Here is a 24,688-nt window from a genome sequence, read left to right as displayed (position 1 = left end):
GGCGAGCAGACCGGAGCCGGGCGGATGCACGGCCCGCCCTTTCCGCGATCGACGTGCCCTCCGCGGCCCGCGGCGCGCCGTCACACGGCGACGACCTGGATGCCCGCCTCCTCGAACCGGCGCACGCCCTCCTGTCCCGCCGCCGCGTCCGTGACCAGCGTGTCCACCGACTCGGCCGCGCAGATGCGGGCGAAGGCGCGCCGGCCCAGCTTGCTGGAGTCGGCGGCCACGACGACGCGTTCGGCGCGCTCGCACAGCAGCCGGTTGACGGCCGCCTCCGCCTCGTCGTGGGCCGCCGCGCCGTGCGTGACGTCGAAGGCGACCACCCCGAGCACCGCCACGTCGAGCGTGATCTGGCCGAGCACCCCGTCCGCGAGCGGTCCGACGAGCTCGTAGGACTGCGGGCGCGCCACCCCGCCCGTCACCACGATCTTGAACTGCGGCCGCACGGCGAGCTCGTTGGCGATGTTCAGCGCGTTCGTGACCACGGTCAGGGCCGGCGAGCCCGCGGCGAGGTCGTCGCGCACCGCCAGGGCGCGGGCCACCTCGGTGGTGGTCGTGCCACCGGTCAGGCCCACCGCCTCACCGGGGGCCACCAGGTCCGCCACCGCCCTGGCGATCCGCTGCTTCTCGGAGGCGCGGCGGGCCGTCTTGTAGCGCAGGGGCAGTTCGTACGAGACGCCGTGCACCACCGCGCCGCCGCGGGTGCGCACCAGCATCTGCTGCTCGGCGAGCTGGTCGAAGTCCCGCCGGATCGTCGCGGCCGACACCGCGAGCTCGGCCGCCGCCTCCTCGACGTCCAGCCGGCCGCGCTCGACGAGCAGCTCCAGCAGCGTCTTCCAGCGGGCGTCGCGCGACATCGGCGCCTCCGTTCCTCGATCCTCCGCGACCCTAACGCACCCCGCATGGCACAGCATGCTTGCTTGTGCTCGGAAGTCCGCTCTATCTTGCAGGAACAATCACCACGGGAGGCGCGGCATGACGCATGTCGAGGACGAGCTGAACAGCCAGCCCGAGTGCTGGGAGCGTGTCGCGGCCGAGGCCGCCGGACACGCCCCGGCCCTGCCGGCGCCGGGGGAGCGGGTCGCCGTCGTCGGCTGCGGCACCTCCTACTTCATGGCCCAGGCCGCCGCCGCGCTGCGCGAGAACGCGGGGCAGGGCGAGACCGACGCGTTCACCGCCTCCGAGTTCCCCGAGCAGCGCCCCTACGACCGGGTCCTCGCCCTCACCCGCTCCGGCACGACCACCGAAGTGCTCCAGCTGCTCGGGCGGTTGAGGGGCCGCACGCGCACCACCGCCGTCACCGCCGATCCGGACACGCCCGTCATGCGCGCCGCCGACGACGTCGTGGTGCTCGGCTTCGCCGACGAGTACTCCGTGGTGCAGACGCGGTTCGCGACCACCGCCCTCACCCTGCTGCGCGCCCACCTCGGCCTGCACACCGACGCGGTCGTGGCCGACGCCCGCACCGCGCTCGCCGCTCCGCTGCCCGAAGGGCTCGTCGACTGCGGGCAGTTCACCTTCCTCGGCCGCGGCTGGACCGTGGGGCTGGCCAACGAGGCCGCGCTGAAGATGCGGGAGGCCTCACTGTCCTGGACGGAGGCCTACCCGGCGATGGAGTACCGCCACGGCCCCATCAGCATCACCACCCGCGGCACGGCGACCTGGATGCTCGGCGGCGCTCCCGAGGGGCTCGCCGAACAGGTGCGCGCCACCGGCGGGTTGTGGATCGAGGGCGGCCTGGACCCGCTCGCCGAACTCGTCCGCGCCCAGCGGCTCGCCGTCGCCGTCGCCGCGGCCCGGGGCCTCGACCCGGACCAGCCCCGTCACCTGACCCGCTCCGTGATCCTGACCCCCTGACGGACGGACCCGTCCCGCTCCGCATGCCGTGCCCCCCGATGCCCGGAAAGGACAGGCCGTGCCGCTTGCAGCCACCGGCGAGCTGGTCACCCGCGCCGCCGCCGCACGCTCCGCCGTCGCCGCCTTCAACGTCATCACGCTGGAACACGTCGAGGCCGTCGTCGCCGGCGCCGAGGCGGCCGGTGCGCCCGTCGTCCTCCAGGTCAGCGAGAACGCCGTCAGGTACCGCTGCGGACGGCTGCTGCCCCTCGCGCGCGCGGCCGCCGCCGCGGCCGAACACGCCGCCGTCCCGGTCGCCCTGCACCTGGACCACGTGCAGAGCGAGGATCTGCTGCGCCAGGCGCCCGGCGCGGGCTTCAGCTCCGTGATGTACGACGCCTCCCGGCTGCCGTACGCCGACAACCTCACCGCGACCAGGGCGGCCGCCGAGTGGGCCCACTCCCGGGGCCTGTGGATCGAGGCCGAGCTGGGCGAGATCGGCGGCAAGGGCGGCGCGCCCGCCCTCGACGCCCACGCGCCCGGCGCCCGCACCGATCCCGTCGAGGCGCACGCCTTCGTCACCGACTCCGGCGTGGACGCCCTGGCCGTGGCCGTCGGCACCGCGCACGCCATGACCACGCGCACCGCGGCCCTCGACCACGACCTCCTCAAACGCCTCGCCGACGCCCTGGACGTCCCGCTCGTCCTGCACGGCTCCTCCGGCGTGCCCGACGGCGAACTGACCGCCGCCGTCGCCGGCGGCATCGGGAAGATCAACATCGGCACCGCCCTCAACCAGGCGATGACCGGCGCGATCCGTGACTTCCTCGCCGCCCACCCCCGCGCGGTCGACTCCCGCGCCTACCTCGGCGTGGGCCGGGAGGCCATGGCGCGAACGGTCGAGCGGCTCATCGGCGTGCTCGGCCGGCGCGAGTGAGGACGGCCGGGACGCCCTGTTCCCGAGCAGGGACTTCCGGCTCCGGTGCCGGTGCCGGGACTCCGCCGGACCGGGCTGCCGACCGCGCCGGCATCGGTCGCGCCGGCGCGGCGGCACCCGGTCGCGCCGCTACCTCCTGACCGCCTTCAGCACCACGAACTTGGGGTCGCCGGCGACGAGCCGGCTGTTGCCGAACAACCGCCGCAGCTTCACCTGGTAGCCCAGGTGCCGGTTGCCGACGACCCAGAGCTCGCCGCCGGGGCGCAGGACACGCCGGGCCCCGGTGAACATGCGCCACGCCGTCGCGTCCGTCGTCGCCTGGTGCGAGTGGAACGGCGGGTTGTTGAGCACCAGGTCCGCGCTGCCGGCCGGCACCCCGGCCAGCCCGTCGCCGACCCGGAACTCGGCGTGCCCCGGCGCGCCGCTCGCCTTGTACGTCGCCTCGGCGGAGGCGACGGCCTGGAACGACTCGTCGACGAACAGGACCTCCGACCCGGGATGGGCCAGCGCCGCGGCCGTGCCGACGATCCCGTTGCCGCACCCGAGATCCACGATCCGCCGGGGGCCGCCGCCCGCCGGCAGGTGCCGGAGGAAGAACCGGGTGCCGATGTCCAGCCGGTCGGCGCAGAACACCCCCGCGTGGTTGACGACGGGCCGGCCCGAGACGGCGCCGATGCCCTCGGGCAGGGTGTACGTGTACGGCCACGGGTTGGGAGGCCGCTGCCGGGACGGCTCGGGGGTGCTGAGGATCAGCCGTGCCTTGCGCTCGGCGAGCGAGGTCCGGGTCGGTCCGACGACACGCTCGAACACCTGCAGCGTCGAGGTGTGGATCTCCTTGACCATGCCGGTGCCGACGACGACCGTGTCCTCGTGCAGCGCGGGCGCCAGCCGCAGGAGCTGGTCCTCCAGGAGCGCCAGGCTCTTGGGCACGCGCACCAGCAGCACGTCCACACGGTCCGGGACGGGGTCCCGCGTGGTGAGCAGCCGGACCGAGCCGGCGGCCACGCCGTTGCGGGCGAGGTTGGCGCGGGTCGCCTCCTGGGTGAGGAACGAATCGGTGATCTGCACCGGCCGGTGCGCCGCGAGGGCGGTCACCAGCGCTCCCCAGCGGTCCCCGACGACCGCGACCGTCCCGGACAGGGCCGCGTCCCGCTCGGCGAGGTGCCGCAGGAGGTACTCGTCGGAGGCGTCCCAGGCACGCAGCCGGTCACGCGGGTCCTCGGGGAACCGGGCCAGCTCCAGCTCGCCCCAGGGAGTCGTCATTCGGTCGTTCATCGTGCGTCAAGGCTAGCCGAGCCGCAGCTCAGGGCACCGGTCGCACCGGAGGAGTGCCTCCGCCGACCGCGGCCGCGCACGTCCGGCCGCAGGTCGTCGGCCCCGGCCGCACAAGGGCTCCCGTACGTCACCACGGCTCAGCCGCGTCCGGCACCGCAGTCGGGTCACCGTACCGCCGGGCCGGCCGCCCCCTCGCCGCGACGAGGGGGCGGTCAGAACAGGCGCGCGCCCCGGCGGGGACGGCCGGAGGTGCGCGAGCATGGACGGCATGGACGCCGAGTTGTTCCCCCGGCCGCGCACCGAGGTCGCTCCGGGGGCCGTGCACGTGCCGGACTGGCTGGAACCGCGACAGCAGCGCGAGCTGCTGTCGGCCTGCCGGGAGTGGGCCCGCCCGCCGGCCGGCCTGCGCACGGTGCGCACCCCCGGCGGTGGCACGATGACCGCGCGGCAGGTGTGCCTGGGCTGGCACTGGTATCCGTACGCCTACGCCCGCACGGTCGTCGACGGTGACGGCGCCCCGGTGAAACCGTTCCCGGAGTGGCTGGGCGCGCTGGGCCGCCGGGCGGTGGCCGACGCCCTCGGCGAGGAGGCGGCCACCGCGGCCGTGTACGACATCGCCCTGATCAACTTCTACGACGCCGACGCGCGCATGGGCATGCACCGTGACGCCGACGAGAAGTCCGACGCGCCCGTGGTCTCGCTGAGCCTCGGTGACACCTGCGTGTTCCGCTTCGGCAACACCGAGACCCGGGCCCGGCCGTACACCGACGTCACCCTGCGCAGCGGGGACCTGTTCGTCTTCGGCGGCCCGTCCCGGCTCGCCCACCACGGCGTGCCGCGCGTCCACGCGGGCACCGCGCCGCCCGGACTCGGGCTGACCGGACGCCTCAACATCACCCTGCGGGTCAGCGGCTTCTAGACCCCGTCCGTCGTCCGGGCCGGCCCGGCGTCGCGGGGCCCGGCACGCACGTCCGCCGCGTGGTCGCCGGCTGCCGACGCTCCGCGTCGGCGCCCTCCTTCGCCGTGCAACCGGACGCGCCGGGTCCCGCTCGGGTCGGCAGGAACGCACCGCGCGTCCTGGCCGGCCCCGTCGGAACGACAGGACCCGGACGGCCTCCGAGCGTGCCGGTGGGACCGCCGGCGGGGCGGGCCGGGGCCGGTCGCCCGGTCACAGCACCCGCGGATCATGCGAGACTCGCCCTCATGAGCGGCAAGACGGACCCCCGGGCGGCGGGGGACGGGACCACGTCGAGGACGCGGCTGGACCGGGGGCGCGGTGCGCTCGGCCCCGCGTTGGAGCTCGTGCACACCGGGCGCGCACCGACCCGGGCCGTGCTCACCGCCGAACTCGGCGTGACCCGCGCGACGGCCGGCGCGGTGGCGGCCGAACTGGAGGCACTGGGCCTGATCCGGGTGGACGCCCGGCCGGGGGCGGCCGCCGGTTCGCAGGGGCGGCCCTCCCACCGGCTCGCCGTCGCCGAGGACGGCCCCGTCGCCCTCGCCGCGCAGGTCCACGCCGACGGTTTCCGCGCGGCGCTGGTCGGCCTCGGCGGCCGGATCGTCGCGACCGCGCCCGGCTGCGAGGACGTCGACGCCGACCCGGCCAAGGTGCTCGTCTCCGTCGTCGAGGCGGGCGCGGAGCTGCTGCGCACGACCGGGCGGCGCTGCGTCGGCGCCGGACTCGCCGTGCCGTCCGCCGTCGCCGAACCCGAGGGCCTCGCGCTGAACCCGCTCCACCTGGCCTGGCCCGCCGGAGCGCCGGTTCGCCGCATCTTCGAGGAGTGCGTGCGCGCGGCCGGGATCACCGGGCCGGCGTTCGCGGCCAACGACGTCAACCTCGCGGCGCTCGCCGAGCACCGGCACGGCGCGGGCCGGGGCGCCCGCGACCTGCTGTGCGTCGCCACCGGGCACCGGGGCGTGGGCGGCGCGCTGGTGCTGGACGGGCGGCTGCACACCGGCAGTTCGGGCCTGGCGCTGGAGGTCGGCCACCTCACCGTCAACCCCGAGGGCCGCCCCTGCCACTGCGGCAGCCGCGGCTGCCTCGACGTGGAGGCGGATCCGCTGGCCCTGCTCACCGCCGCGGGCCGCGACCCGGGCCCCGAGGTGTCGCTGCTGCAGCAGGCCAACGACCTCCTCCGCAACCACTACGGCGACCCCGCCGTCCGCGCGGCCGCCGAAGCCCTCGTCGACCGCCTGGGTCTCGGCCTCGCCGGCCTGGTGAACATCCTCAACCCGGACCGGATCATCCTCGGCGGACTGCACGGAACCCTGCTCGACACCGACCCGGAGCGGCTGCGCGCGGTCGTCGCCGACCGCAGCCTGTGGGGCCAGAGCGGCAGCGTCCCCATCCTGGCCTGCACGCTCGACCACAACAGCCTGGTGGGCGCGGCCGAGCTGGCCTGGCAGCCGGTCCTCGACGACCCGCTGGCCGCGCTCGCCTGAGGCCGGCCCCGCCCGCTCGGCGCCGACCGGGCGGCGGGGACGCTCCGGGCGCCGCGGGAGGATCGGAGGTACCGCGCCGTTCCCTCGCCGTGGGAGCAGCCGGCGCACGCGCGCCCGGTCACGGTGACGACCACGTCGCCCGACCGGAGGCCGGCGCAGGCGTGGGCGAGTCGCGCGATCCGCGGCAGGTCGCCCGTTTCCGCTCCGGCGCACGCCCGTCGCGTCGTCACCAGTGCCGGTTCCGCGGCAGCGCGTCGCGGCCCGGCGCGGACAGGTGCAGCACCTGGAACACGTCGCCGGGGGCCTTCGGTGCGTCGTGCTCCCACAGCGAGAAGTGCACCAGCTCCCAGCGGCTCGTGTCCACGACGGCCGCCGCGAGCATCGCGCCGTCCTGAGCGGCCAGCCGTCCGGTCTCCGCGACCGCCTCCCGCACGGCCTCGGACAGCACCGCGCCCTCGGGCACGCGCTGCCGATGGCGCACGGCGACGAGGGCGGGCGAGCGCGCGGCGCCCGCCTCCTCGTAGGCCAGGCCCGTCCACTGCCGCACCGAGGGGCGCCCGAAGTCGTCCACGATCCTCTGCAGTCCGCCGTCCCAGAGGAACGAGTTCATGCCCTCCACGGTGTTCCACAGGTAGAACGGCGCGTACTGGTTGACCGGTGAGCCGTGCACTCCGCGCTCCCGCACCAGGTACGCCTTGAAGCCGAGGCCGCCCCAGTCGTCGAGCAGGTGCCCGACGCGGGCCACCCGGTCGCGGATGACGCCCATGTCGTAGTCGGCGGGCAGCGTCAGCTCGTACTGCATGGCCTGCATGAGGAGCCGTCCTTCCTCGGTCAGGGGTGTACCGCCGGTGCGATGGCCGGCGTTCGGTGGGCGCGCGGTGCGACGCCTTCAGTTCGGCCGGCCGTGCGGGGCGAGGAGCGACAGCAGCCCCCTGACGCCGGCGTCGAAGGCGGCGGGAGAGCCGGAGGCGCGGGCGAGCACGTAGCCGCCCTGGACCGTCGCGACGATCGTCGCCGCGATCTCCCCGCCGTCCAGCGAGGGCGCCAACTGGCCTTGTTCCTTGCCCTCTTCGACGACTCCCGCCAGGCGCTCGCGCAGCCAGTCGAGCGTCTCGTCGACCGGCGCGCGCAGCTCGTCACTGGCGACGACGTCCGGGTCCATCGTCAGCCGGCCGACCGGGCAGCCGCGCAGGACGTCGCGCTCGCGCCGCAGATAGGCCTCGATGCGCTCGTACGGGGTGCCCGGGCCGCCGAGCACCGCCTCGGCCGCGGCCCGCAACTCCTCGGCGGTCCGCCGGATCGCCGTCAGGGCGAGATCGGGCTTGCCCTTGAAGTGGTGGTACATGCTGCCCTGGCCGGCGCCCGCCCGCTCCAGGATCGCCTTCGGGCTCGTGCCCACGTAGCCGCGCTCCCACAGCAGCTCGCGCGTGGACTCGATCAGTCGCTCGGGAGTGCCCATGACAGGAAGTGTACATACTGGTAGGTACAGAGAAGGAAAACATCGGAACGCCCACCGCAGGCGTCGTCGAATGATCCGTCCTGTCACCGGACGGGCGGAGGGGGACGGCGAAGGGGGGCGGCGGCCGCCGCGGGCCGTCGCCGGGAGCGTCAGGCGCACTCCCCGCCAGGTACGGCCGCGCCGCCGGCCGTACGGCAACGGCCGGGGGACCGCGCCGCTGCGGGGGCGGCCACCCGCGAGGTGGTCGTCCCCGGGCGGCGGCCCGCGCCGGTCAGCCGACGACGGCGGACCGGGCGGGCGCGTGAGCCGGAGTGCGGGCGCCGAGCACGGGCTCGACCTCCGCGAAGCGGCGCGCCGGGTGCTCGGTGCCGGCCAGGAGCGGCACGTCCCCCGCCGGGGTCGCCGGCGCGGTCGCCGGGGCCGGCAGGGTGAACCAGACGACCTTGCCCTGGTCGCCGTCCGGGCGCGCGCCCCAGCTCTCGCTCACGGCGGCCACCATCGCCAGCCCACGACCGCCGGTGGCGAGCGGCTCCACGTCCCCCACCACGGGAAGGCGCGGATCGTGGTCGCGCACCGAGACCATCAGCCGGTCGAGCAGCAGCTCGATCCGCACGGTGCACATCTTGTCGGGCCGGGCGTGCTGGTGGACGTTGGTCAACAGCTCCGTCACACCGAGCGTCGCCCGGTCTATCAGTGGGTCCAGATGCCAGTAGCGCAACTGCGCCGATACGATTCTGCGGACCTGGCCGATCCGCGACGGCAGGGCTTGGAGCTCCACCGTGCAGTGCCTGCTTGGGTGACTGATCACGGCTGCGACTCCCCGACGTTGAGGTCCGGAAGAACACGAAGGTTCGGATCCAGCAGGACGCCTGCGTGACACTGCCGCCTGCTGTCGTGGCCGGCGGGCTGGTTCGCAGCGTTATCGCCGGTAAACCCAGAGTGACGTGAGACAAGCGTGGCGCAAGGGGTGAGGCACCGCAACTCGCGGCCTCCTCAGCCGCCGCGCCCCGCCGCCCTGCGGACGGCCTCGACGAAGCGGCGCGCCGGGGGCGGTCCCGGCGCGCCCGGCCCGGGGTCGTCGCCGCCGAGGGTCAGCACGTACCGCCGGCCGTTCAGCTCGGCCAGCGCCCGGTCGTCGGGCGCGAACCAGGGCCGCGAAGCGCGCACGGCGCGCACCGGGGCGCTGTCGATCTCGCTGCCGTAGCTGGTCAGCAACTCCAGCCTGCCGTCGTTGATCCGGACCTGCCCGGCCCGGGTGAGTGAACGCAGCCGCTGGCCGATCCGCACGCCCGTGACCCTGAACTCCGGTTCCGCCATCCTTCCTTGCCCCCTCGTGCGCGCCACCGGGCCCCGTCGGGACCCTGGGTCGTCCCGGTGCAGTCTGCCCGCCCCCGGCGCGCCGCACCAGTACGCGCAGGCGGCTCCCGACCGGCGCCCGAAGCACTCGCGCGAATGCGCCCCCACCCCCGCGCGCACCGCGGCCCAGGGTGGCCTTTGAGCCGCTCAAAGTCCTGTTTATGCAGGTGAGGCGGGTGCGAAGGGTGTCTATCATCGGGTGCGTCCGGCCGCGCGACGCGCCGTCGGCGCTCAGCGTAAGGAGTCCTGCCGTGAGCACCACCCAGCAGCGCCCGACCGGCGGAACCCTCGACGTCGACCGCAGCGACGCCGACTACCGCGGCTGGCTGAAAGAGGCCGTCCGCAAGGTGCAGGCGGACGCCAACCGCTCCGCCGACACGCACCTGCTCCGCTTCCCGCTGCCCGAGCAGTGGGGCATCGACCTGTACCTGAAGGACGAGTCGACCCACCCGACCGGAAGCCTGAAGCACCGGCTGGCGCGCTCCCTCTTCCTCTACGGCCTCTGCAACGGCTGGATCCGGCCGGGCCGCCCCGTGATCGAGGCATCCAGCGGCTCGACGGCCGTCTCCGAGGCCTACTTCGCGAAGCTGATCGGCGTGCCCTTCATCGCGGTCATGCCGCGCACGACGAGCGCCGAGAAGTGCCGCCTCATCGAGTTCCACGGCGGGCGGTGCCACTTCGTCGACGACCCGCGCACCATGTACCAGGCCTCAGCCGCCCTCGCGGCGGAGACGGGCGGCCACTACATGGACCAGTTCACCTACGCCGAGCGGGCCACCGACTGGCGCGGCAACAACAACATCGCCGAGTCGATCTTCCGCCAGCTGGAGCTGGAGCGGTTCCCGGAGCCGGCGTGGATCGTCGCCACCGCGGGCACCGGCGGCACCTCCGCGACGATCGCGCGCTACGTCCACTACATGCAGTACGACACCCGCGTCTGTGTCGCCGACCCGGACAACTCGTGCTTCTTCGACGGCTGGAGCACCGGCGACCCGGACGTGACCTGCGACTGTCCCTCCCGGATCGAGGGCATCGGCCGGCCCCGCATGGAACCCAGCTTCGTGCCCGGCGCCGTCGACCGGATGATGAGGGTGCCGGACGCGGCGAGCGTGGCCGCGGTCCGCGCGCTGGAGCAGGCCCTGGGCCGCAAGGCGGGCGGCTCGACCGGCACCGGGCTGTGGAGCGCCCTGAAGATCGTCGCCGAGATGGTGGAAAAGGGGCAGCGAGGCAGCGTGGTGACGCTGCTGTGCGACCCGGGGGACCGCTACCTCGACAAGTACTACTCCGACACCTGGCTGGCGGCACAGGGCCTGGACATCACGCCGTACACGGCGGTGATCGAGTCCTTCCTGGGCACCGGCGTGTGGCTGGACTGAGCTCCGGCAGCCCGCCCGCGCTCCTGGCGCCATCGCCACAGCGCCCTCCCCGTCGGCGTCGCGTCGGCCGGCGGGCCCGGCCACCCCGGACCGCCGTCCCGGTGGACGCCCGTCAGGCCTCCGAGACCTCCGCCGCGGCCTCGGCCGCCTCGGGTTCGCCCGCCACGACGAGCCGCAGGTGCTCCGAGACCTCGGCGCGCGCGTCCTCCGGCAGCCCGGCGTCGGTCACCAGCGTGTCGATCTGTTCCAGACCGGCGAAGGAACTGAGGCCGACCACGCCCCACTTGGTGTGGTCGGCGATCACGACCACCCGCCGCGCGGACTGCACCAGCCGCCGGTTCGTCTCCGCCTCCGCGAGGTTCGGCGTGGACAGGCCGGCCTCCACGGATATCCCGTGCACCCCGAGGAACAGCACGTCGAAGTGGAGCGCGCCGATCGCCTGGTCGGCCACCGGTCCCACCAGGGAGTCGGAGGGCGTGCGCACGCCGCCGGTCAGCACGACCGTCGCCGCGCCCGGCCGCCGGCCGGAGCTGCGCTGGGTCGTGTGGAAGACGTCCGCCACCCGCACCGAGTTGGTGACCACCGTCAGGTCCGGCACGTCCAGCAGATGGTGGGCCAGCGCGTACGTCGTCGTGCCGCCCGACAGCGCGATCGCGGTGCCGGGCGCGACCAGCTGGGCCGCCGCCCGCGCGATGTCCTCCTTGGCGGTGAGCTCCAGGCCCGACTTCGCCTCGAAGCCCGGCTCGTGCGTGCTCGCCTCGACGACGGGAACCGCGCCGCCGTGCACCTTCTCCAGGACGCCCTGGCGGGCCAGCGCGTCGAGGTCGCGGCGGACCGTCATGTCCGACACGCCGAGCTTGCGCGTCAGCTCGTTGACCCGGACGCCGCCGCGGCGCCGGACCTCTTCCAGGATCAGGGCGCGCCGCTGCTCCGCGAGGAGGTTCTGATTCTCACTCACGTGTGCTCCGGTTCCTTTCGCCTCAAGCCGTCCGACACGCCCTGCGCACCCGCTGTGACAAGGTGGTTCGCCCCGTCCGGGTGCGCGGGCGTCCCATCCTCGCACGGGTCGGCGCAGGCCGCGCCACCGCCCGTCTGGACGCGCACATGCCACACGTGTCCCGTTCGTTCGGTTGCCGTCACCCGGATCGGAGGAATTCGGTGCGATCAGGTGTGCGGAGGGCCGCGGGCGGGCATCCCCGTGCCCGCGAGACCGCGGGCCGACGGCGTGGCACGGGGGAAGGGGGAGCGATGGAACGCACACAGCGGCGGGCTGCGACGAACGGGGCGGAGGGCGCGCCCCGGCACTCCGGACCGGCCGGCAGAGCCTCGGGCCCCGGACCGGCCGGCACTGCCTCGGGTCCCGGACCGGCTGGTACTGCCTCGGGTCCCGGAGCGGCTGGTACTGCCTCGGGTCCCGGACCGGCCGGCACTGCCTCGGGTCCCGGACCGGCTGGTACCGCCTCCGGCCCCGGACCGGCTGGCCCCTTACCGCAGCCCGGCCCCGCCCCGAGTCCCGGCCCGGACGGTCCCGTCCCGGGCGGTCCTGCCACGGATCCCGGCGCGGGCGGTGCCGTCCTGAATCACCACGGCCCGGGTAGTCGCGGTCCGAAGCCCGGCGCGGGTGGTCCAGCCTCGAGTTTCGGCGCGGGCGGTTCCGGCCGGGGCGGCCGCACTCCGAGTCCCGGCCCGGACGGTCCCGTCCCGGGCGGTCCTGCCACGGATCCCGGCGCGGGCGCGCCCGGCGCGGGCGGCCGCACTCCGAATCCCGGCGAGGGTGGTCCCGCCCCGCGCCCCGCTGCGGCCCGTCCCGTCCCGCACCCCGGCCCCGCCGGAGCCGCCCTGGAACTGCTCGTCCACGGAGTCGGCGGCACCACACCCGACAGGATGCTGGACGACCCGCGCACCGTACGGATCACCGGCGACGACACCGCGGCCGTCTTCCGGCGCGCCGCCGACGCCGACGCCGACTCCGATCCCGGGGCGCGCCCCGGCAGGCCGGTGCCCGAGGCGTACGTCTGGTGCAACCTCACCTCCGGCGACGGCACCCGGGCCCTGTGGCTGTTGCTGCTGCCCTTCATGGTCGTCAACCTCGCCCACTGGATGCGCCCGGCAGCGCCCGGCCGCGTCCGCACGGTCCGCCTCTACGGACTCCTCGTACGGCTCGCCGGCCTGACCCTGACCGTGCTGCTCGTCGCCGCCGCCTGCGAGGTCGCCCTGGACCTCGCCGCCTGGCAGTGCGCGGGCACCCGCGCGTGCGCCCGACGGCACTCCTGGCTCGGCTTCCTGTCGCCCGCGGACGGCGGCTGGTGGAGCGCCCCCGGGCGCCGGCTGGCCCTGGCGGCGCTGGTGCCCGGCGCGCTCACCGGCCTGCTCTGGTACCTGTCCCACCGCACCTGGAGCGCCTACGAGTCCCAGCAGCCCCTGTCCCACGGCCCCGGGCCCGACGTCGAGAGCGGCCGCACCCCCCTCGGCCGCCCCGGCTTCTGGTACGGCCGACGCCTGGTGGCCCGGCTGCGTGCCGCCCACACCGCCGCCGGCCTGCTGACCGTCGCCGCGGCCGTGGCCACGCCCGCGGCCCGTTTCGACCGCCGTCCCGGCGGGTCCGCCGCGCTCGACACCCTCGGCTGGCTGCTGCTCGCGGCGCTCGCCGCCGTGGCGGCCGCCGTGGTGGCCGTCGTCTGCCGCCGCGGGCGCAGCGAGCACCGGCTCGACCGGGAACTCGACCACCACCTCGTACGGCGGCTGCCGCTCGGCGCCCTCCTCCTGCTCATGCTCGCCGCCGCGTACGCGGGGTGGTCGCGGCCGGGATGGGAGTCGGCCGGGCGGCTGCCCGGGGACGCCACGTTCGGCGGCCTGGCCCTGGCACAGGGCCTGCTCGTCGTCGTCCTCGCCGGCGTCGCGCACTCCCTGCACCGGACCGCCCGCACCTCCGCGGCGGCGGAGGACGCCCCCGCGCGGCCCCGTACGGCACTGCGCGGCCTGGGCGGCCCCGCGGTCGCCGTGCTGGCGTGCGCGCTGGGCGCCGTGATGTCCGGCGGGGTCGCGCAGCGCGTCGCCGACTGGCTCGACGGCACCGGAACCTCGATCCCCGGTCCGCCGGTCCTGCTGACGTGGCAGGCGTCCGCGATCCCGCTGGTGCTCGTCGTGCTCCTGGCGCTCTGCGGGCGCCTCGCCGCCCGCACCTGGCGGCTGGCCCGCACCCTGCGCGTCACGGTCGAGCAGGACCATCCGGGGGAACCGGCGGACCCGCAGCGCACCCGCCGCATCGCCAGGACGCGCGCCATGGCGACGCTCACCGACGACGGGCCCCTGGTGGTCGGCGTCACCTCGGCGGCCACGCTCCTGCTGGGGGCGGCCGCGCTGGTGGGCGCACTCGGCACGGGCGACACGCCGGCCCGGGCCGCCGAGGGCGCGTTCGCCGTGGTCGAGGGTGCCGCCGAGACGGCGCAGGCGCTGGGCTCCTGGCTGGTGGGCCTGGGCTTCCTCCTCTTCGTCACCTGGGGGCGCCGCGCCTACAAGGACGCCTCCGCCCGGCGCACGATCGGCATCCTGTGGGACGTCGGCACGTTCTGGCCGCGCGCCGCGCACCCCTTCGCGCCGCCCTGCTACGCCGAACGGGCGGTGCCCGACCTGACCTGGCGCATGGCGACCTGGACGGAGGCCACCGGCGGACGGCTCGTGCTGTCGGGGCACTCCCAGGGCAGTGTGCTCGCCGCCGCCGCGGCCTGGCAGCTCACCCCGGCCGTCCGCGGACGTGTCGCCCTGCTGACGTACGGCTCCCCGCTGGAGCGCCTGTACGGCCGCTGGTTCCCCGCCCACTTCGGCCCGGCCGCCCTCAGCGCCCTGCACCGCGACGTGGACTGCTGGCGCAACCTGTACCGGCTCACCGACCCCATCGGCGGCCCGGTCCGGCTGCCCGGCGACTGCGGTCCGGCCGTGGACCGCGACCCGCTGAAGGACCCCCTCGCCTACGGCCGCACCGGACGCCATCCGCTGCCCGCCCCGATCCTCGGCCACTCCGACTACCAGGCGGACCCGGCCTTCGCCGAGGAGAGGCAGCGGCTCCTGGCCCGGCTGCACCCCGATCTGCCCGGCCCACGGCACCGGGACGGACATCCGGCCGAGCCGGACTGCGCGCCTCAGGGCAGCTCGGGCAGGTCCTCCGCGTAGAGGAGCGTCAGGTCGTCCGTGCTCGGGTCGGCGAGCTGGGCGACGCGGCCCGCGTGGCGCTCCACCATCGCCTCGAACGTCTGCCGCGCGGTACGCCCGTTGCCGAAGGCCGCGCCCTTGGGGATCGCCGTGAAGTACTTCAGCAGCGCTTCGGCCGCACCCGGCGCCAGCCGGTACTCGTGCTCCTCGGCCTGCTGTTCGACGATCCTGAGCAGCTCGTCGGGCCCGTAGTCGCCGAAGGTGATCGTCCGCGAGAAGCGGGACGCCACACCGGGGTTGACGGAGAGGAACCGCTCCATCTCGGCGGTGTACCCGGCCACGATCACCACCACCGCGTCACGGTGGTCCTCCATCAGCTTCACCAGCGTGTCGATGGCCTCCTTGCCGAAGTCACGGCCGGCGTCCTCCGGCGACAGCGCGTACGCCTCGTCGATGAACAGCACACCGCCCCGCGCCCGTTCGAACGCCTCCTGGGTGCGGATCGCGGTCGAGCCGATGTGCTCACCGACCAGGTCGACCCGGGACACCTCCACGAGATGCCCCTTCTCCAGGACACCGAGCGAGGCCAGGATCTCGCCGTACAGGCGGGCGACCGTCGTCTTGCCGGTGCCGGGGGAGCCGGTGAAGACCAGATGCCGCTTGACGGAGGCCGCCTTCAGACCGGCCTGCTGCCGGCGCCTGCCCACCTCGATCATGTCGGTCAGGGCGCGCACCTCGCGCTTGACGCTCTCCAGGCCGACCAGCGCGTCGAGTTCGCCGAGGACGTCCTTCGCACTCCGGGTGGGCTGTTCCGGCTCCCCGGCCGTCACCGACGGCTCCAGATCGATGGCGCGCTGCCCGGGGATCGCGCCCAGCAGACCACCGGACGTCGCGTCCGCGCTCTGCACGGCCGTCTCCCGGGCCGCGGGCGGGCGCGGCCCTCCGCTCTCGTCGCTGGTGCAGTCCTCCACCACGGGTCCCGCGCCGGCGTCCGGACCGCCGTCCGCGAACTCGTACCCGCCGCGCGCGCAGCGCTCCGTACGGCACTTCCGCAGCGTCGCACGGCAGCCGTCTATCACGTGGAAGCCGTAACCGTCGCTGCCCGTCACCCGGCAGCCGAGGAAGCTGCCGCGGCCTCCCGCCGACACGTAGAAGCCGGCTTCGGCGGGGGAGACGACCGTGCAGCGCTCGATCGTCGGGTCGGCGCCCTTGGTGACGATCACGCCGGTCTGCGTGCCGTCCAGCGTGCAGCCGTTGAGCGTGCCGCCGCTGCCGTGGTCGCGGAACCAGGCGCCCGTCGCCGCGTCCTTGATGCGGCAGTCGTCGAGCTGCGCGGTGGCGCCGTCGCTCACCGACACGGCCGTGTTGCGCACCTGCGACAGGTCGCTGTCGACCACGTCCGCGCGGGAGCCGCGGTCCAGGACGAACAGCGCGTCCGGCACGTCGTGCACCCGGCAGGAGTCGAGGACCGCGGTGGCGCCGTCACTGACCCACACCGCCGGATAGTCGCCCGTGCTGTCGAAGATCTCGCACTGGTTGGCGTCGACCCGCGTACCCGGGTCCCACACCGACAGCCCGTTGCGCCCGAACTGACGCACCGTCGTGCGGGTCAGCGTCAGCACCGCGCGCGAGCGCAGGTCCACCGCGTTCTCCGGGATGTCGTGGATGCGGCAGTCGGCGAGGGTCAGCACGGCGTCCGTGTCGAGCGTGACACCGTCCGCGGTGGTGCGGTGCACGTCGCAGTCGGTCAGGTGCGCGGACGCCCGCCCGGTGACCTGCACGCCGCTGCCGCGCACCTCGTAGACCTCGCAACCCACCGCCTCGAGGACCGAGTTGTCGCCGGTGACCGAAAGGCCCGCACCCGAGGTGTGGTGCACCCGGCAGCGCTCCAGCCGCGGATGGGCGCCGCCCCGCACCGCCACGCCCGACTGGCCGGCCGCGACGATCTCGCACTCCTCGAACACGCCACCGCCGCCGTCGAGGACGGCGATGCCGATGCCCGCCGGATTGTCGACCGTGCAGCGCCGCACGGTCGGCCGGGCGCCGCCGCGCACCTCCACTCCCGCCGCGGACCGGGTCACGATGCGCAGGTCCCGCAGCTCGGGCGTGCCCTCCTCGACGAGGACCGCCGGGGCGGACGCGTCCTGGCCCTCCACGTGCACGTCCTGCACCACCGCGGAGGCGTGCACGGTGAGGGGCACTCCGTCGGCGGGCGCGATGCGCACCGAACCGGGGGAGCCCTCGGGGCCGCGCAGGGTCACCGCCCGCTCCAGGACGAGGTTCTCGCGGTAGGTGCCGGGGGCGACGGTGAGCACGTCGCCGTCGGCCGCCGCCTCCAGGGCCGCGGCGAGCGATGCGTACTCACCCGTGCGGCGCCGCCACCGCGACGTGCCGGTGTGCGTCACCTGGACCGTGCCCTGTGCCATGGCGTTGCCGTGCCCCCACCTCGTCGTACGCGGGTCGATGCCGATGCGTTCGGCCGGTCCACCGTAGCGTGCGCGGGGACGGTCGGAAGACCGGAGCCGGAAGGCGGTCAACTGCCGGTGCCGGTACGGCCCCAGTCGGGACCCGCGCGCTCCCAGGCCCGGTCCCACCGGGCGTACCGGCGGCGGACCATGCGCCAGACGATCAGCCGGCGTATGCCCTCGACCAGGCCCGCGGCCGTCATCGCCGCGCCGGCTCCGGCCAGCACGGCGTGGGTCGTGGCCGTCGCGGAGTCCAGCGGAGGGGTCACCGCCCTGCCGTGCCGGTCCGTCCAGAGCGTGAAGTGGTCCCCGGGGGCGGGGGACTTCAGGGTCGTCGTGACCGGGCCGTGTCTTCGGGTGCCGTCCGGTGCCGTCCAGTCGGCGGCGACACGGGAGACGATGTCGCGCCCGGAGGGCGTCTCGGGATCAGGGGGCGGCGTGGCCCGGCCGAGCCGGCCGGCCACGGTGGCCGTCACGGGATGCCGGGCCTGGCGCTGGTCCCGCACGGACCGCTGCAGGGCGTCCTGGGCGGCGGAGCCCACGAGGACGCCGGCCAGGGGCGCGGCGACCACCATGAGCAGCAGGGCGACGAGCGCCACCCAGCACTCGGCGAGATCGGTCGCGCGGCGCAGCGGATTGCGCCGCCAGCGCCAGAGCCCCCTGATCGCTCGCACGGTCCCGCACCCCCCTTCCGCTCCGCGAGGCCGTCCACGGAGCCGTCACCCCCGGACCGCGCGCGGGGGAAGCGATGTCACCCGCGACCGGATCCTCCGGCCTCTCACACACACCGTCCACAACGAGCGTATTCGCGCACGGGGTTCCCGCTCGGCGCGGATGTCAGCCGAGGACCGTGACGGGGTCGCCCACCCGGATGGTCCCGGTCGACTCGGGCACCAGGTTCTGCCCGAAGACGAGCCCGTCCGCGAAGCGGCGGTGCCGGCCGAGGGTGTACAGGGGCTCCTTGCCGCGCCGGGCGGTGGCCTGGTCGGTCGTGGTCACCACGCACCGGCGGCACGCCTTGGCCACCCGGAAGGCGACCTCGCCGATCGCGACGCGGGACCAGTCGTCCTCGGCCCAGGCGGGGGTGCCGGCCACGACCACGCTGGGCCGGAAGCGGTCCATGGGCAGCGGCCCCTCCTCGGCGTTGGGGCCCCGCGAGACCAGTGAGTTGAGGGCGTCGAGCGAGGACACCGTCGTGAGCAGCAGCGGATAGCCGTCGGCGAAGCTGACGGTCTCGCCCGGCAGGGCGTGATCCGGGTCGACGGGCCGCCGCGTGGCGGGGTCGTCCAGATGGACGAGCCGGACGTCCGCACCAAGGTGAGCGCCGGCCCAGGCGTGCGCGGCGGGGTCGGCCGGGACGGCCTCGACCTTGTCGCCCAAGACGTCGATCGTCACCGTGGCGCGCGGCTCCGGGACGGCCACGGTGATCGGTTCACAGCCCGGTGCGGACAGGCGGAGGCCGCCGCCGGGCAGCAGCTCGGCGGCGGCCAACGCCAGGCGTGGCTCCTGGCGTTGGGTGACGACCTTTCCCCCGTCGTCGATCAGCGCCCAGCGCCGGTCCCCGGCCAGACCCCAGGGCTCCACGACGGCCTGCCGGGGCGCGAGGCCCCGGAACGCCTTGACCGGGTGGACGTGGATCGACCACAGCTCTGCGTTCCCCATGACGCCATCGTGCCACGCGGCCCCGACGGCGCCGGATCACTCAGTAGCCGCGGTACTGCTGGTTGTTGTACGGGTCCTGGTACGCCGCGGGGACGGGTCGCGGCGCGGCGGGACGCATGGCCTCGTAGCCGGTGCCGTTCCCCATCGGGCGCGGCGGCTGCGGCTGCTGCGGGCCGGGGTACCCGCGCGGCGCGGTGGCCTGCTGCGGGATGTACGCCGCGGGCGCCTGCTGCAGCGGAGCGGGCTGCGGCGCCTGCGGGTAACCGTAGGAGGGCTGGGACGGGGCCGCCGGGAGGGCGGGCAGCGCCGACGGGAGCGCGGGAAGGTGGCTTCCCGTGTCGTACGGCGCGGGGACCCGGATCGGGGCGATCTGCGGGGTACCCCGCTCGGCCACGAGCGAGTCGTAGATCGGAGTGTCCGGGAAGGAGGCGGAGTAGTAACCGCCGCCATAGGTGGAGCGGGGGGAGGTCATGGCACATAAGTTAAGCCCACGATGTGCTGGTTGGGGAGACCGATAAGAGGGTTGTTTTCCGTTCCCGTGGTGACCCGGAGTCCCCAATGCGAGCGAATTTGGCGAAAAGGGACGACGATCGGCGTTGAGATCCTGTAAAGGCCAAGTTCCCAGGGGGTTACCGGCGGTTGGCCGGAAGTCCCGGGCCGCCCCCACGGGCGCCCTGGTCCTCGTGGGGAACAGAGCGGGCGGACGCACGGTCGGAGCGGACGGCCGCGAGGGTGTCGTGCAGGCCCTCGGCAACGCCTTCGGTGCCCTGAACCGGCCGCCGTACATCCACCTGGACGGCGACGACCGCACCGGCGCGGTGACCACCGGCGAGAACCTCACCGTCAATCTCGACCACCGGCGCGACTTCCGGCGGATCCTCGTCTTCGTGACCGTCTACGAGGGCGCCCGGTCCTTCGCCGACCTGCACGTCACCGTCACCCTCCAGCCCGAGCACGGCGCCGCGATCGACTTCTCCCTCGACCAGTGCACCGTCCCGTCGACGGTGTGCGCGCTCGCCCTGATCACCCACATCGGGGGCGACCTCGTCGTCCAGCGGGAGGCCCGCTACCTCGTGCCGGAACGAGGAGTGAGCCCCCAGCGGACGGTCGACCACGCCTACGGCTGGGGCATGAACTGGACGCCGGGCAGGAAGTGACGCCTCGGCCGGAAGCGGGGCAGTAGGGACGCCCGGCGAAAGGGGGCGTCGGACACGAGGGGGAGGCGGAGGAGAGCGGCACCCGGCGGGAAGTGACGGCGGCGGCAGCAGGCGCCCGGCCGCCGACAAACGCCCCTTCCGCCGCGGCACCTCCCGGGCGGCGCCTCCCGGGCGGCGCCTCCGCGGGAGCTCAGCCCCCGCCGGGTACGGCCTCGCCCTCGTCGCCCACGATGTCCGGGCGGGCGTACGTGCGTCCCTTCCACGCCGCGCCCCTGCCCCGGTGGTGCTGCACCGCCGAGTCGACCGTCATCAGCAGGTACAGCAGCGCGGTGCAGGGCAGCAGCGGAGCGAGCCACAGCGGCTGGCGGTAGTAGCGGAGCATCGGGACGTACGTCGCCGTCATCACCAGCCAGGCCAGGCCCCCGGCTAGTGCGGCCGCCGCATCGCCTGCCGCCGACCCGGCCACCAGCGCCGCGGGCGGCGCCAGGTAGACGACGGCGAGCCCGGCGACCGTGCCGATCAGCAGCAGCGGCTGGTGGCGCAACTGGGCGTACGCGCTGCGCGACACCATCCGCCACAGGTCCCGCAGCCGCGGGTAGGGCCGCACGCTGTCCACCCGCTCGGCGAGCCCCAGCCAGAGGTGCCCGCCGCTGCGCTTGACGGCCCGCGCGAGCGCCACGTCGTCGATGACGGCGTGCCGGACGGCGTCCGGGATCCGCGCGCGCTCGGCGGCCTCGGTGCGCAGCAGGACGCAACCGCCGGCGGCGGCCGCCGTCCGGCCGCCCCTCCGCCCGATCCACCGGAACGGGTACAGCTGGGCGAAGAAGTAGACGAACGCCGGCACGACCAGGCGTTCCCACGGGCTCTCCACCCGCAGCCGTGCCATCTGCGAGACGAGGTCGAAGCCGCCCGCCCGTGCCGCTGCCACCAGCCGGCGCAGGCTGTCGGGGCCGTGGGCGATGTCCGCGTCCGTCAGCAGCAGGTACTCGGGGGCTCGCCCGCGGGCCAGGCCGATGCCGTGCCGCACGGCCCACAGCTTCCCCGTCCAGCCCGCGGGCGGTTCCCCCGGCGAGGCCGCCACCGTCAGCGGCAGGCCGCCGTGCCGCCGCGCCAGCGCGCGCGCCACCTCCCCGGTGCCGTCACGGCTGCCGTCGTCGACCAGGAAGACCTCCGCCCGCCCGGGGTAGTCCTGCGCGAGCAGCGACGGCAGGCTCCCGGGCAGGACGGCGGCCTCGTCCCGCGCGGGGACGACGACGCACACCGGCGGCCAGTCCTCCGGGTCCGGCCCCTCGTGGGGCGGCAGCCTGACGTCCGTACGCCAGAAGAAGCCCTGTCCGAGCAGCAGCCACAGCCAGGCGGCGAGTGATGCGACGGCGATCCATGCGATGGCGCTCACCCGCGCAGTCTGCCCCACCGCGCCGGGCCGCCGGAGGGCATCGTCTATCGTGACCGGGTGAAGATCGCGCTCATGGACTCCGGAATCGGGCTGCTGGCGGCCACCGCCGCGGTACGGCGCCTGCGACCCGACGCAGATCTCGTGCTCTCCCTGGACCCCGAGGGAATGCCCTGGGGGCCCCGCACACCGGAGGATCTCACCGAGCGCGCCGTCGCCGTCGCCGAGGCGGCGGCCGCGTACGGCCCCGACGCTCTGATCGTCGGCTGCAACACGGCCACCGTGCACGCCCTGACCACGCTGCGCAGCCGCCTCGAACCGGACGTGCCGGTCATCGGCACGGTGCCCGCCATCAAGCCGGCCGCGGCCGGCGGCGGCCCCGTCGCGATCTGGGCGACGCCCGCCACCACCGGCAGCCCCTACCAGCGCGGCCTCATCCGCACCTTCGCCGACGGCGTCCCCGTCGCCGAGGTGCCCTGCTGGGGACTGGCCGAGGCGGTGGAGCACGCCGACCAGGCCGCCATCGACGAGGCCGTCACCGCGGCCGCCGCGCTGACCCCCGACGACGTGACGACCGTCGTCCTCGGCTGCACCCACTACGAACTGGTCGCCGAGCGCATCCGGACCGCCGTGCAGCGGCCCGGCCTCGCGCCGCTGGTGCTGCACGGGTCGGCGGGAGCCGTCGCCGCCCAGGCGCTGCGCCGGATCGGCGCCCGACCGGTGCCGGACGCCGCGGCCGAGGGCACCGTGACCGTGCTGCTGAACGGGCGGGAGGCCGCCCTGCCCGCGCCCGCGCTGTCGTACCCGGAAGGCCGCCTGCTGCAGACGGTCACCTCCGCGAGCTGACCCGGAGCGCCCGCACGGACGGGGTGCCCGCGCGGCGTGCCAGCGGTGGCGCCGCCCGGCCCCGTCACGCTCAGCGACGCGCTACCGGTACGGCGAAACATGAGTAATCTCGTTGCCATGAGGGACGACTCCCGCAGCGAGAACAGTCCGCACCCCGACGTCTGGACCGGACGCGCCACCAACCGGTTCCAGTGGCTGCTGGCCCTCTCCGGCGCCGCCTGCCTGGCGCTCGGGATCAAGCTGGCCGTCGACTCCGCGTGGACGTCCGGCATCGTCCCGCTGGTGATGTCGGTCGTGGGATGCATCGCGGCCGGGCTGCTGGTCCTGTTCGGCACCCTCGCCTTCGTCCACGTCGCTCTGCGGGTCGACGCGGACGCGCTGGAGGTGCGCTGCGGCCACATCGGGGTGCCCCGCCGCCGCATTCCGCTCTCCCATGTCGCGGGCGCCGAGTTCGCACCGCTCGTCACCCCGTGCCACTGGGGCGGCTGGGGCTACCGGTGGCGTCCCGAGAAGGGCACGGCGGTCGTCGTCCGGCGCGGCGAGGGCGTCGTGCTGCGCCTGTGGGACGGCCACACCTTCACCATCACCGTGGACAACGCCGAGACGGCGGTCCGCGTGATCAGGGACCGGCTGCGGCCGTCGACGCCCGGGCCGGTCTGAGGCCCGTCCCGGACACGGCCGGTCCGTCCTCTCGCGCGACGGCCGTCACCCGATCGGCCCCCCGCGCGCGACGGCCGTACCGAACCCCCGGCGGCGCCCGTTCGGCTCAAGCTGCCGCGCCGGCCGGACGCCCGCGTGCCGGGCACGGGCGAAAGGCAGCTCCTCAACAAGCCGTGCGCTCGAGTCCTGTGCGCGACGAACCGGCCCCGCGTGGTCCTCACGGCGTCAGCCGGTCCCGCCGCGGCCGCGCCGCCGGCGTCGTCGGCCTGCTCTCGTCCGCCCCGGCCAGTGGCCGCGCGGTCGCCAGGCCCGCCAGCAGGCCCGTGCCCACCGTCACCGCGGTGAAGCTCAGCGCGTCGCCGACCGCGGCGATCGCCGCCACCGCCGTCAGCGCCGCGCCCGCGGTGAGCACCACGGGCGTGGGCCTAGGGGCCCGCCACAGGGTGTACAGCATCCAGCCGTACGCCGCGGCCAGCAGGACGACACCCACCAGGCCCTGCTCGGCCGCCTGCTGGAACAGCGCGGAGTGCGGTTTGCCGTCGGGCTGCAGCGACTCGGCGGCGCTCGGGCTGAACTCCCCGAAACGGCCGGGCCCGACGCCCAGTCCCAGGTTCCGGCCGGCGAGGCCGGCGGCGTCCTCCCACAGTGCGACGCGGTGCCGGGTCAACCCGTGCTCCAGGAGCGCGGCGAGCCCGCCGGGCAGGACGCGCGCGGCCACGGCCCAGCTCCCTGCCGTCAGCACGGCCGTGGCCAGGAACAGGACCGCCAGGCCGGGGCCGCGGTGCCGCATCCGCCCGGCCGCCAGTGCTGCCAGCAGCACCGCGGCGCAGCAGACGGCGCCGGCAACCGAGCCGACCGTGGCCGCCGTGCCCGTGACGGCGACGGCCAGCGCGCACAGCAGGAACCGCAGCGGCGGGGCGGACGCCGCCCAGGCGGCGCAGCAGGCGGCACCCGCCGACAGGGTGAGCAGAGCGGCGGTCGCACCGGCGTGTCCCAGCGGCACCGCGAACGGCGGTCCCGGGGCGAGTCCCGGCACGGCCACCGTCAGGCCCAGTCCGGCGAGCGCCCCCGCGCAGGGCGCGGCGACTGGCAGCAGCGCGCCGCAGATCCGGCCGGTGGTGTATCCGGCGGCAACGGCCAGCACCGCGAGCAGCACACCCTCGGGGCGGCCGTCGTGCAGCGCGCCGGCGATCAGCGACCAGGCGGCGCAGGCGCCGAGCACGGCGACGCCGGCCGCGTCGGAAACGTTTCCTCTGTCACTGCCGTCGGCCCCGTCCGCAGACGCCATCTCCGTCGACCGCATGCCTCGCCCCCGCACCCCGGCCCCCGACCCGTGCAACGGAGCCCCGCCGCCGCACCGCGAACGGCCGTACGACTGAGGCTCCGGCACACCGTAACGGCTGATGGCCGGTTTGTGGACGTCCGGCGCAGGAACGATGAAGCCCGGTGCCGGGGGAGTGGCGGAGTCCGGCCGGGGGCGTGGGTGGTGAGCCGAATGGCCGGGGCGCTGGAAGACGGTGGGGTGGCGACGCCGAACGGTGACGTCGAGCGGCGGGGCAACGGCCGGGGAAGCCGGAAGGCCCGGGAGTCGCGGACCGCGCCGGCTGCCGGCCGTGTGTACCCGCAACGCGCTGACCACGGGCACCCCCTGCCCCCACCGGTCCACGCTGCC

At 75.3% G+C, this 24,688-nt stretch carries 21 protein-coding genes and 1 pseudogene; 9 read left to right on the top strand and 13 right to left on the bottom strand.

The annotated features are described in order from the left end of the window. Positions 1 to 80 precede the first annotated feature (80 nt). Positions 81 to 860 carry a DeoR/GlpR family DNA-binding transcription regulator gene (locus tag ABZ920_RS21585; protein ID WP_361507264.1) on the bottom strand — a complete coding sequence of 260 codons (780 nt, stop codon included), beginning with the start codon at positions 858 to 860 and terminating at the stop codon, positions 81 to 83. Positions 861 to 978: 118 nt separating this feature from the next. Here ABZ920_RS21585 and ABZ920_RS21580 point away from each other — a divergent pair, with 118 nt between their 5' ends. Then, positions 979 to 1,860, top strand: a complete 882-nt coding sequence (locus tag ABZ920_RS21580; RefSeq protein WP_361507261.1) for an SIS domain-containing protein — start codon at positions 979 to 981, stop codon at positions 1,858 to 1,860. Between the two features lie 58 nt (positions 1,861 to 1,918). Beyond that, positions 1,919 to 2,776: a ketose-bisphosphate aldolase gene (locus ABZ920_RS21575; protein WP_361507258.1), complete on the top strand. Its 858-nt coding sequence runs from the start codon at positions 1,919 to 1,921 to the stop codon at positions 2,774 to 2,776. A 129-nt stretch (positions 2,777 to 2,905) separates the two neighbouring features. Here the strand turns inward: ABZ920_RS21575 and ABZ920_RS21570 are convergent, their stop codons facing one another. Next, on the bottom strand, positions 2,906 to 4,039 hold the full coding sequence (locus ABZ920_RS21570; protein ID WP_361507255.1) for a methyltransferase: 1,134 nt from the start codon (positions 4,037 to 4,039) through the stop codon (positions 2,906 to 2,908). Between the two features lie 280 nt (positions 4,040 to 4,319). Here ABZ920_RS21570 and ABZ920_RS21565 point away from each other — a divergent pair, with 280 nt between their 5' ends. After that, a complete protein-coding gene (locus ABZ920_RS21565; RefSeq protein ID WP_361507399.1) occupies positions 4,320 to 4,970 on the top strand; it encodes an alpha-ketoglutarate-dependent dioxygenase AlkB in 651 nt (216 codons plus the stop codon). A 284-nt stretch (positions 4,971 to 5,254) separates the two neighbouring features. Beyond that, positions 5,255 to 6,493 carry an ROK family protein gene (locus tag ABZ920_RS21560; protein ID WP_361507251.1) on the top strand — a complete coding sequence of 413 codons (1,239 nt, stop codon included), beginning with the start codon at positions 5,255 to 5,257 and terminating at the stop codon, positions 6,491 to 6,493. 226 nt (positions 6,494 to 6,719) lie between these two features. Here ABZ920_RS21560 and ABZ920_RS21555 read toward each other — a convergent pair whose 3' ends face one another. The 4 genes from ABZ920_RS21555 to ABZ920_RS21540 form a co-directional block, all read right to left on the bottom strand. Beyond that, a complete protein-coding gene (locus ABZ920_RS21555; protein WP_361507248.1) occupies positions 6,720 to 7,304 on the bottom strand; it encodes a DUF4865 family protein in 585 nt (194 codons plus the stop codon). 78 nt (positions 7,305 to 7,382) lie between these two features. After that, complete coding sequence (locus ABZ920_RS21550; protein ID WP_361507246.1) at positions 7,383 to 7,952, bottom strand: TetR/AcrR family transcriptional regulator; 570 nt, start codon at positions 7,950 to 7,952, stop codon at positions 7,383 to 7,385. A 271-nt stretch (positions 7,953 to 8,223) separates the two neighbouring features. After that, entirely contained in the window at positions 8,224 to 8,760 is a 537-nt protein-coding gene (locus ABZ920_RS21545; RefSeq protein ID WP_361507243.1) for an ATP-binding protein, read from the bottom strand. Positions 8,761 to 8,945: 185 nt separating this feature from the next. Then, positions 8,946 to 9,269, bottom strand: a complete 324-nt coding sequence (locus ABZ920_RS21540; RefSeq protein WP_361507240.1) for a hypothetical protein — start codon at positions 9,267 to 9,269, stop codon at positions 8,946 to 8,948. A 290-nt stretch (positions 9,270 to 9,559) separates the two neighbouring features. On the opposite strand from ABZ920_RS21540, the gene ABZ920_RS21535 reads away from it, so the two are divergent. Further along, positions 9,560 to 10,684 carry a PLP-dependent cysteine synthase family protein gene (locus ABZ920_RS21535; protein ID WP_361507237.1) on the top strand — a complete coding sequence of 375 codons (1,125 nt, stop codon included), beginning with the start codon at positions 9,560 to 9,562 and terminating at the stop codon, positions 10,682 to 10,684. Positions 10,685 to 10,796: 112 nt separating this feature from the next. Here the strand turns inward: ABZ920_RS21535 and ABZ920_RS21530 are convergent, their stop codons facing one another. Next, positions 10,797 to 11,642 carry a DeoR/GlpR family DNA-binding transcription regulator gene (locus tag ABZ920_RS21530; RefSeq protein ID WP_361507234.1) on the bottom strand — a complete coding sequence of 282 codons (846 nt, stop codon included), beginning with the start codon at positions 11,640 to 11,642 and terminating at the stop codon, positions 10,797 to 10,799. Positions 11,643 to 12,568: 926 nt separating this feature from the next. Between ABZ920_RS21530 and ABZ920_RS21525 the strand changes: the two genes are divergently transcribed. Then, a complete protein-coding gene (locus tag ABZ920_RS21525) occupies positions 12,569 to 14,854 on the top strand; it encodes a hypothetical protein (protein WP_361507232.1) in 2,286 nt (761 codons plus the stop codon). On the opposite strand, the gene ABZ920_RS21520 is transcribed toward ABZ920_RS21525, so the two are convergent. The 4 genes from ABZ920_RS21520 to ABZ920_RS21505 form a co-directional block, all read right to left on the bottom strand. Then, positions 14,824 to 17,259, bottom strand: a complete 2,436-nt coding sequence (locus tag ABZ920_RS21520; RefSeq protein ID WP_361507230.1) for a right-handed parallel beta-helix repeat-containing protein — start codon at positions 17,257 to 17,259, stop codon at positions 14,824 to 14,826. The two genes, ABZ920_RS21525 and ABZ920_RS21520, sit on opposite strands and share 31 nt — an antisense overlap. A gap of 107 nt (positions 17,260 to 17,366) precedes the next feature. Further along, complete coding sequence (locus ABZ920_RS21515) at positions 17,367 to 17,972, bottom strand: hypothetical protein (RefSeq protein ID WP_361507227.1); 606 nt, start codon at positions 17,970 to 17,972, stop codon at positions 17,367 to 17,369. A 163-nt stretch (positions 17,973 to 18,135) separates the two neighbouring features. Then, positions 18,136 to 18,960, bottom strand: a complete 825-nt coding sequence (locus ABZ920_RS21510) for an MOSC N-terminal beta barrel domain-containing protein (RefSeq protein WP_361507224.1) — start codon at positions 18,958 to 18,960, stop codon at positions 18,136 to 18,138. Between the two features lie 40 nt (positions 18,961 to 19,000). Next, entirely contained in the window at positions 19,001 to 19,432 is a 432-nt protein-coding gene (locus ABZ920_RS21505; RefSeq protein ID WP_361507221.1) for a DUF6643 family protein, read from the bottom strand. 244 nt (positions 19,433 to 19,676) lie between these two features. On the opposite strand from ABZ920_RS21505, the pseudogene ABZ920_RS21500 reads away from it, so the two are divergent. Beyond that, positions 19,677 to 20,117, top strand: a pseudogene (locus tag ABZ920_RS21500) (Tellurium resistance); the annotation flags it as partial. 190 nt (positions 20,118 to 20,307) lie between these two features. Here ABZ920_RS21500 and ABZ920_RS21495 read toward each other — a convergent pair. Further along, positions 20,308 to 21,513 (bottom strand): glycosyltransferase, encoded by a 1,206-nt coding sequence (locus ABZ920_RS21495; protein WP_361507218.1) that lies wholly within the window; start codon positions 21,511 to 21,513, stop codon positions 20,308 to 20,310. A gap of 57 nt (positions 21,514 to 21,570) precedes the next feature. Here ABZ920_RS21495 and ABZ920_RS21490 point away from each other — a divergent pair, with 57 nt between their 5' ends. After that, the gene (locus ABZ920_RS21490; RefSeq protein WP_361507215.1) at positions 21,571 to 22,356 is read left to right on the top strand and encodes an aspartate/glutamate racemase family protein; all 786 of its coding nucleotides are present in this window, start codon (positions 21,571 to 21,573) and stop codon (positions 22,354 to 22,356) included. 117 nt (positions 22,357 to 22,473) lie between these two features. Then, entirely contained in the window at positions 22,474 to 23,016 is a 543-nt protein-coding gene (locus ABZ920_RS21485; protein WP_361507212.1) for a hypothetical protein, read from the top strand. A gap of 217 nt (positions 23,017 to 23,233) precedes the next feature. Here the strand turns inward: ABZ920_RS21485 and ABZ920_RS21480 are convergent, their stop codons facing one another. Beyond that, on the bottom strand, positions 23,234 to 24,304 hold the full coding sequence (locus ABZ920_RS21480) for a hypothetical protein (RefSeq protein WP_361507210.1): 1,071 nt from the start codon (positions 24,302 to 24,304) through the stop codon (positions 23,234 to 23,236). Between the last annotated feature and the right edge of the window lie 384 nt (positions 24,305 to 24,688).

Origin of the sequence: Streptomyces sp. NPDC046831 (assembly GCF_040645305.1) — a bacterium.
GTDB lineage: Bacteria > Actinomycetota > Actinomycetes > Streptomycetales > Streptomycetaceae > Streptomyces.
Note: the sequence above shows the minus strand (reverse complement) of the source record. Positions and strands in the feature narration are given on the sequence as shown.

Coding starts and splice junctions, on each gene's coding strand:
- ABZ920_RS21585 (WP_361507264.1), bottom strand. CDS start 860: ATGTCGCGCGACGCCCGCTGGAAGACGCTGCTGGAGCTGCTCGTCGAG.
- ABZ920_RS21580 (WP_361507261.1), top strand. CDS start 979: ATGACGCATGTCGAGGACGAGCTGAACAGCCAGCCCGAGTGCTGGGAG.
- ABZ920_RS21570 (WP_361507255.1), bottom strand. CDS start 4,039: ATGACGACTCCCTGGGGCGAGCTGGAGCTGGCCCGGTTCCCCGAGGAC.
- ABZ920_RS21565 (WP_361507399.1), top strand. CDS start 4,320: ATGGACGCCGAGTTGTTCCCCCGGCCGCGCACCGAGGTCGCTCCGGGG.
- ABZ920_RS21560 (WP_361507251.1), top strand. CDS start 5,255: ATGAGCGGCAAGACGGACCCCCGGGCGGCGGGGGACGGGACCACGTCG.
- ABZ920_RS21555 (WP_361507248.1), bottom strand. CDS start 7,304: ATGCAGGCCATGCAGTACGAGCTGACGCTGCCCGCCGACTACGACATG.
- ABZ920_RS21550 (WP_361507246.1), bottom strand. CDS start 7,952: ATGGGCACTCCCGAGCGACTGATCGAGTCCACGCGCGAGCTGCTGTGG.
- ABZ920_RS21540 (WP_361507240.1), bottom strand. CDS start 9,269: ATGGCGGAACCGGAGTTCAGGGTCACGGGCGTGCGGATCGGCCAGCGG.
- ABZ920_RS21525 (WP_361507232.1), top strand. CDS start 12,569: ATGCTGGACGACCCGCGCACCGTACGGATCACCGGCGACGACACCGCG.
- ABZ920_RS21520 (WP_361507230.1), bottom strand. CDS start 17,259: ATGGCACAGGGCACGGTCCAGGTGACGCACACCGGCACGTCGCGGTGG.
- ABZ920_RS21510 (WP_361507224.1), bottom strand. CDS start 18,960: ATGGGGAACGCAGAGCTGTGGTCGATCCACGTCCACCCGGTCAAGGCG.
- ABZ920_RS21505 (WP_361507221.1), bottom strand. CDS start 19,432: ATGACCTCCCCCCGCTCCACCTATGGCGGCGGTTACTACTCCGCCTCC.
- ABZ920_RS21485 (WP_361507212.1), top strand. CDS start 22,474: ATGAGGGACGACTCCCGCAGCGAGAACAGTCCGCACCCCGACGTCTGG.
- ABZ920_RS21480 (WP_361507210.1), bottom strand. CDS start 24,304: ATGGCGTCTGCGGACGGGGCCGACGGCAGTGACAGAGGAAACGTTTCC.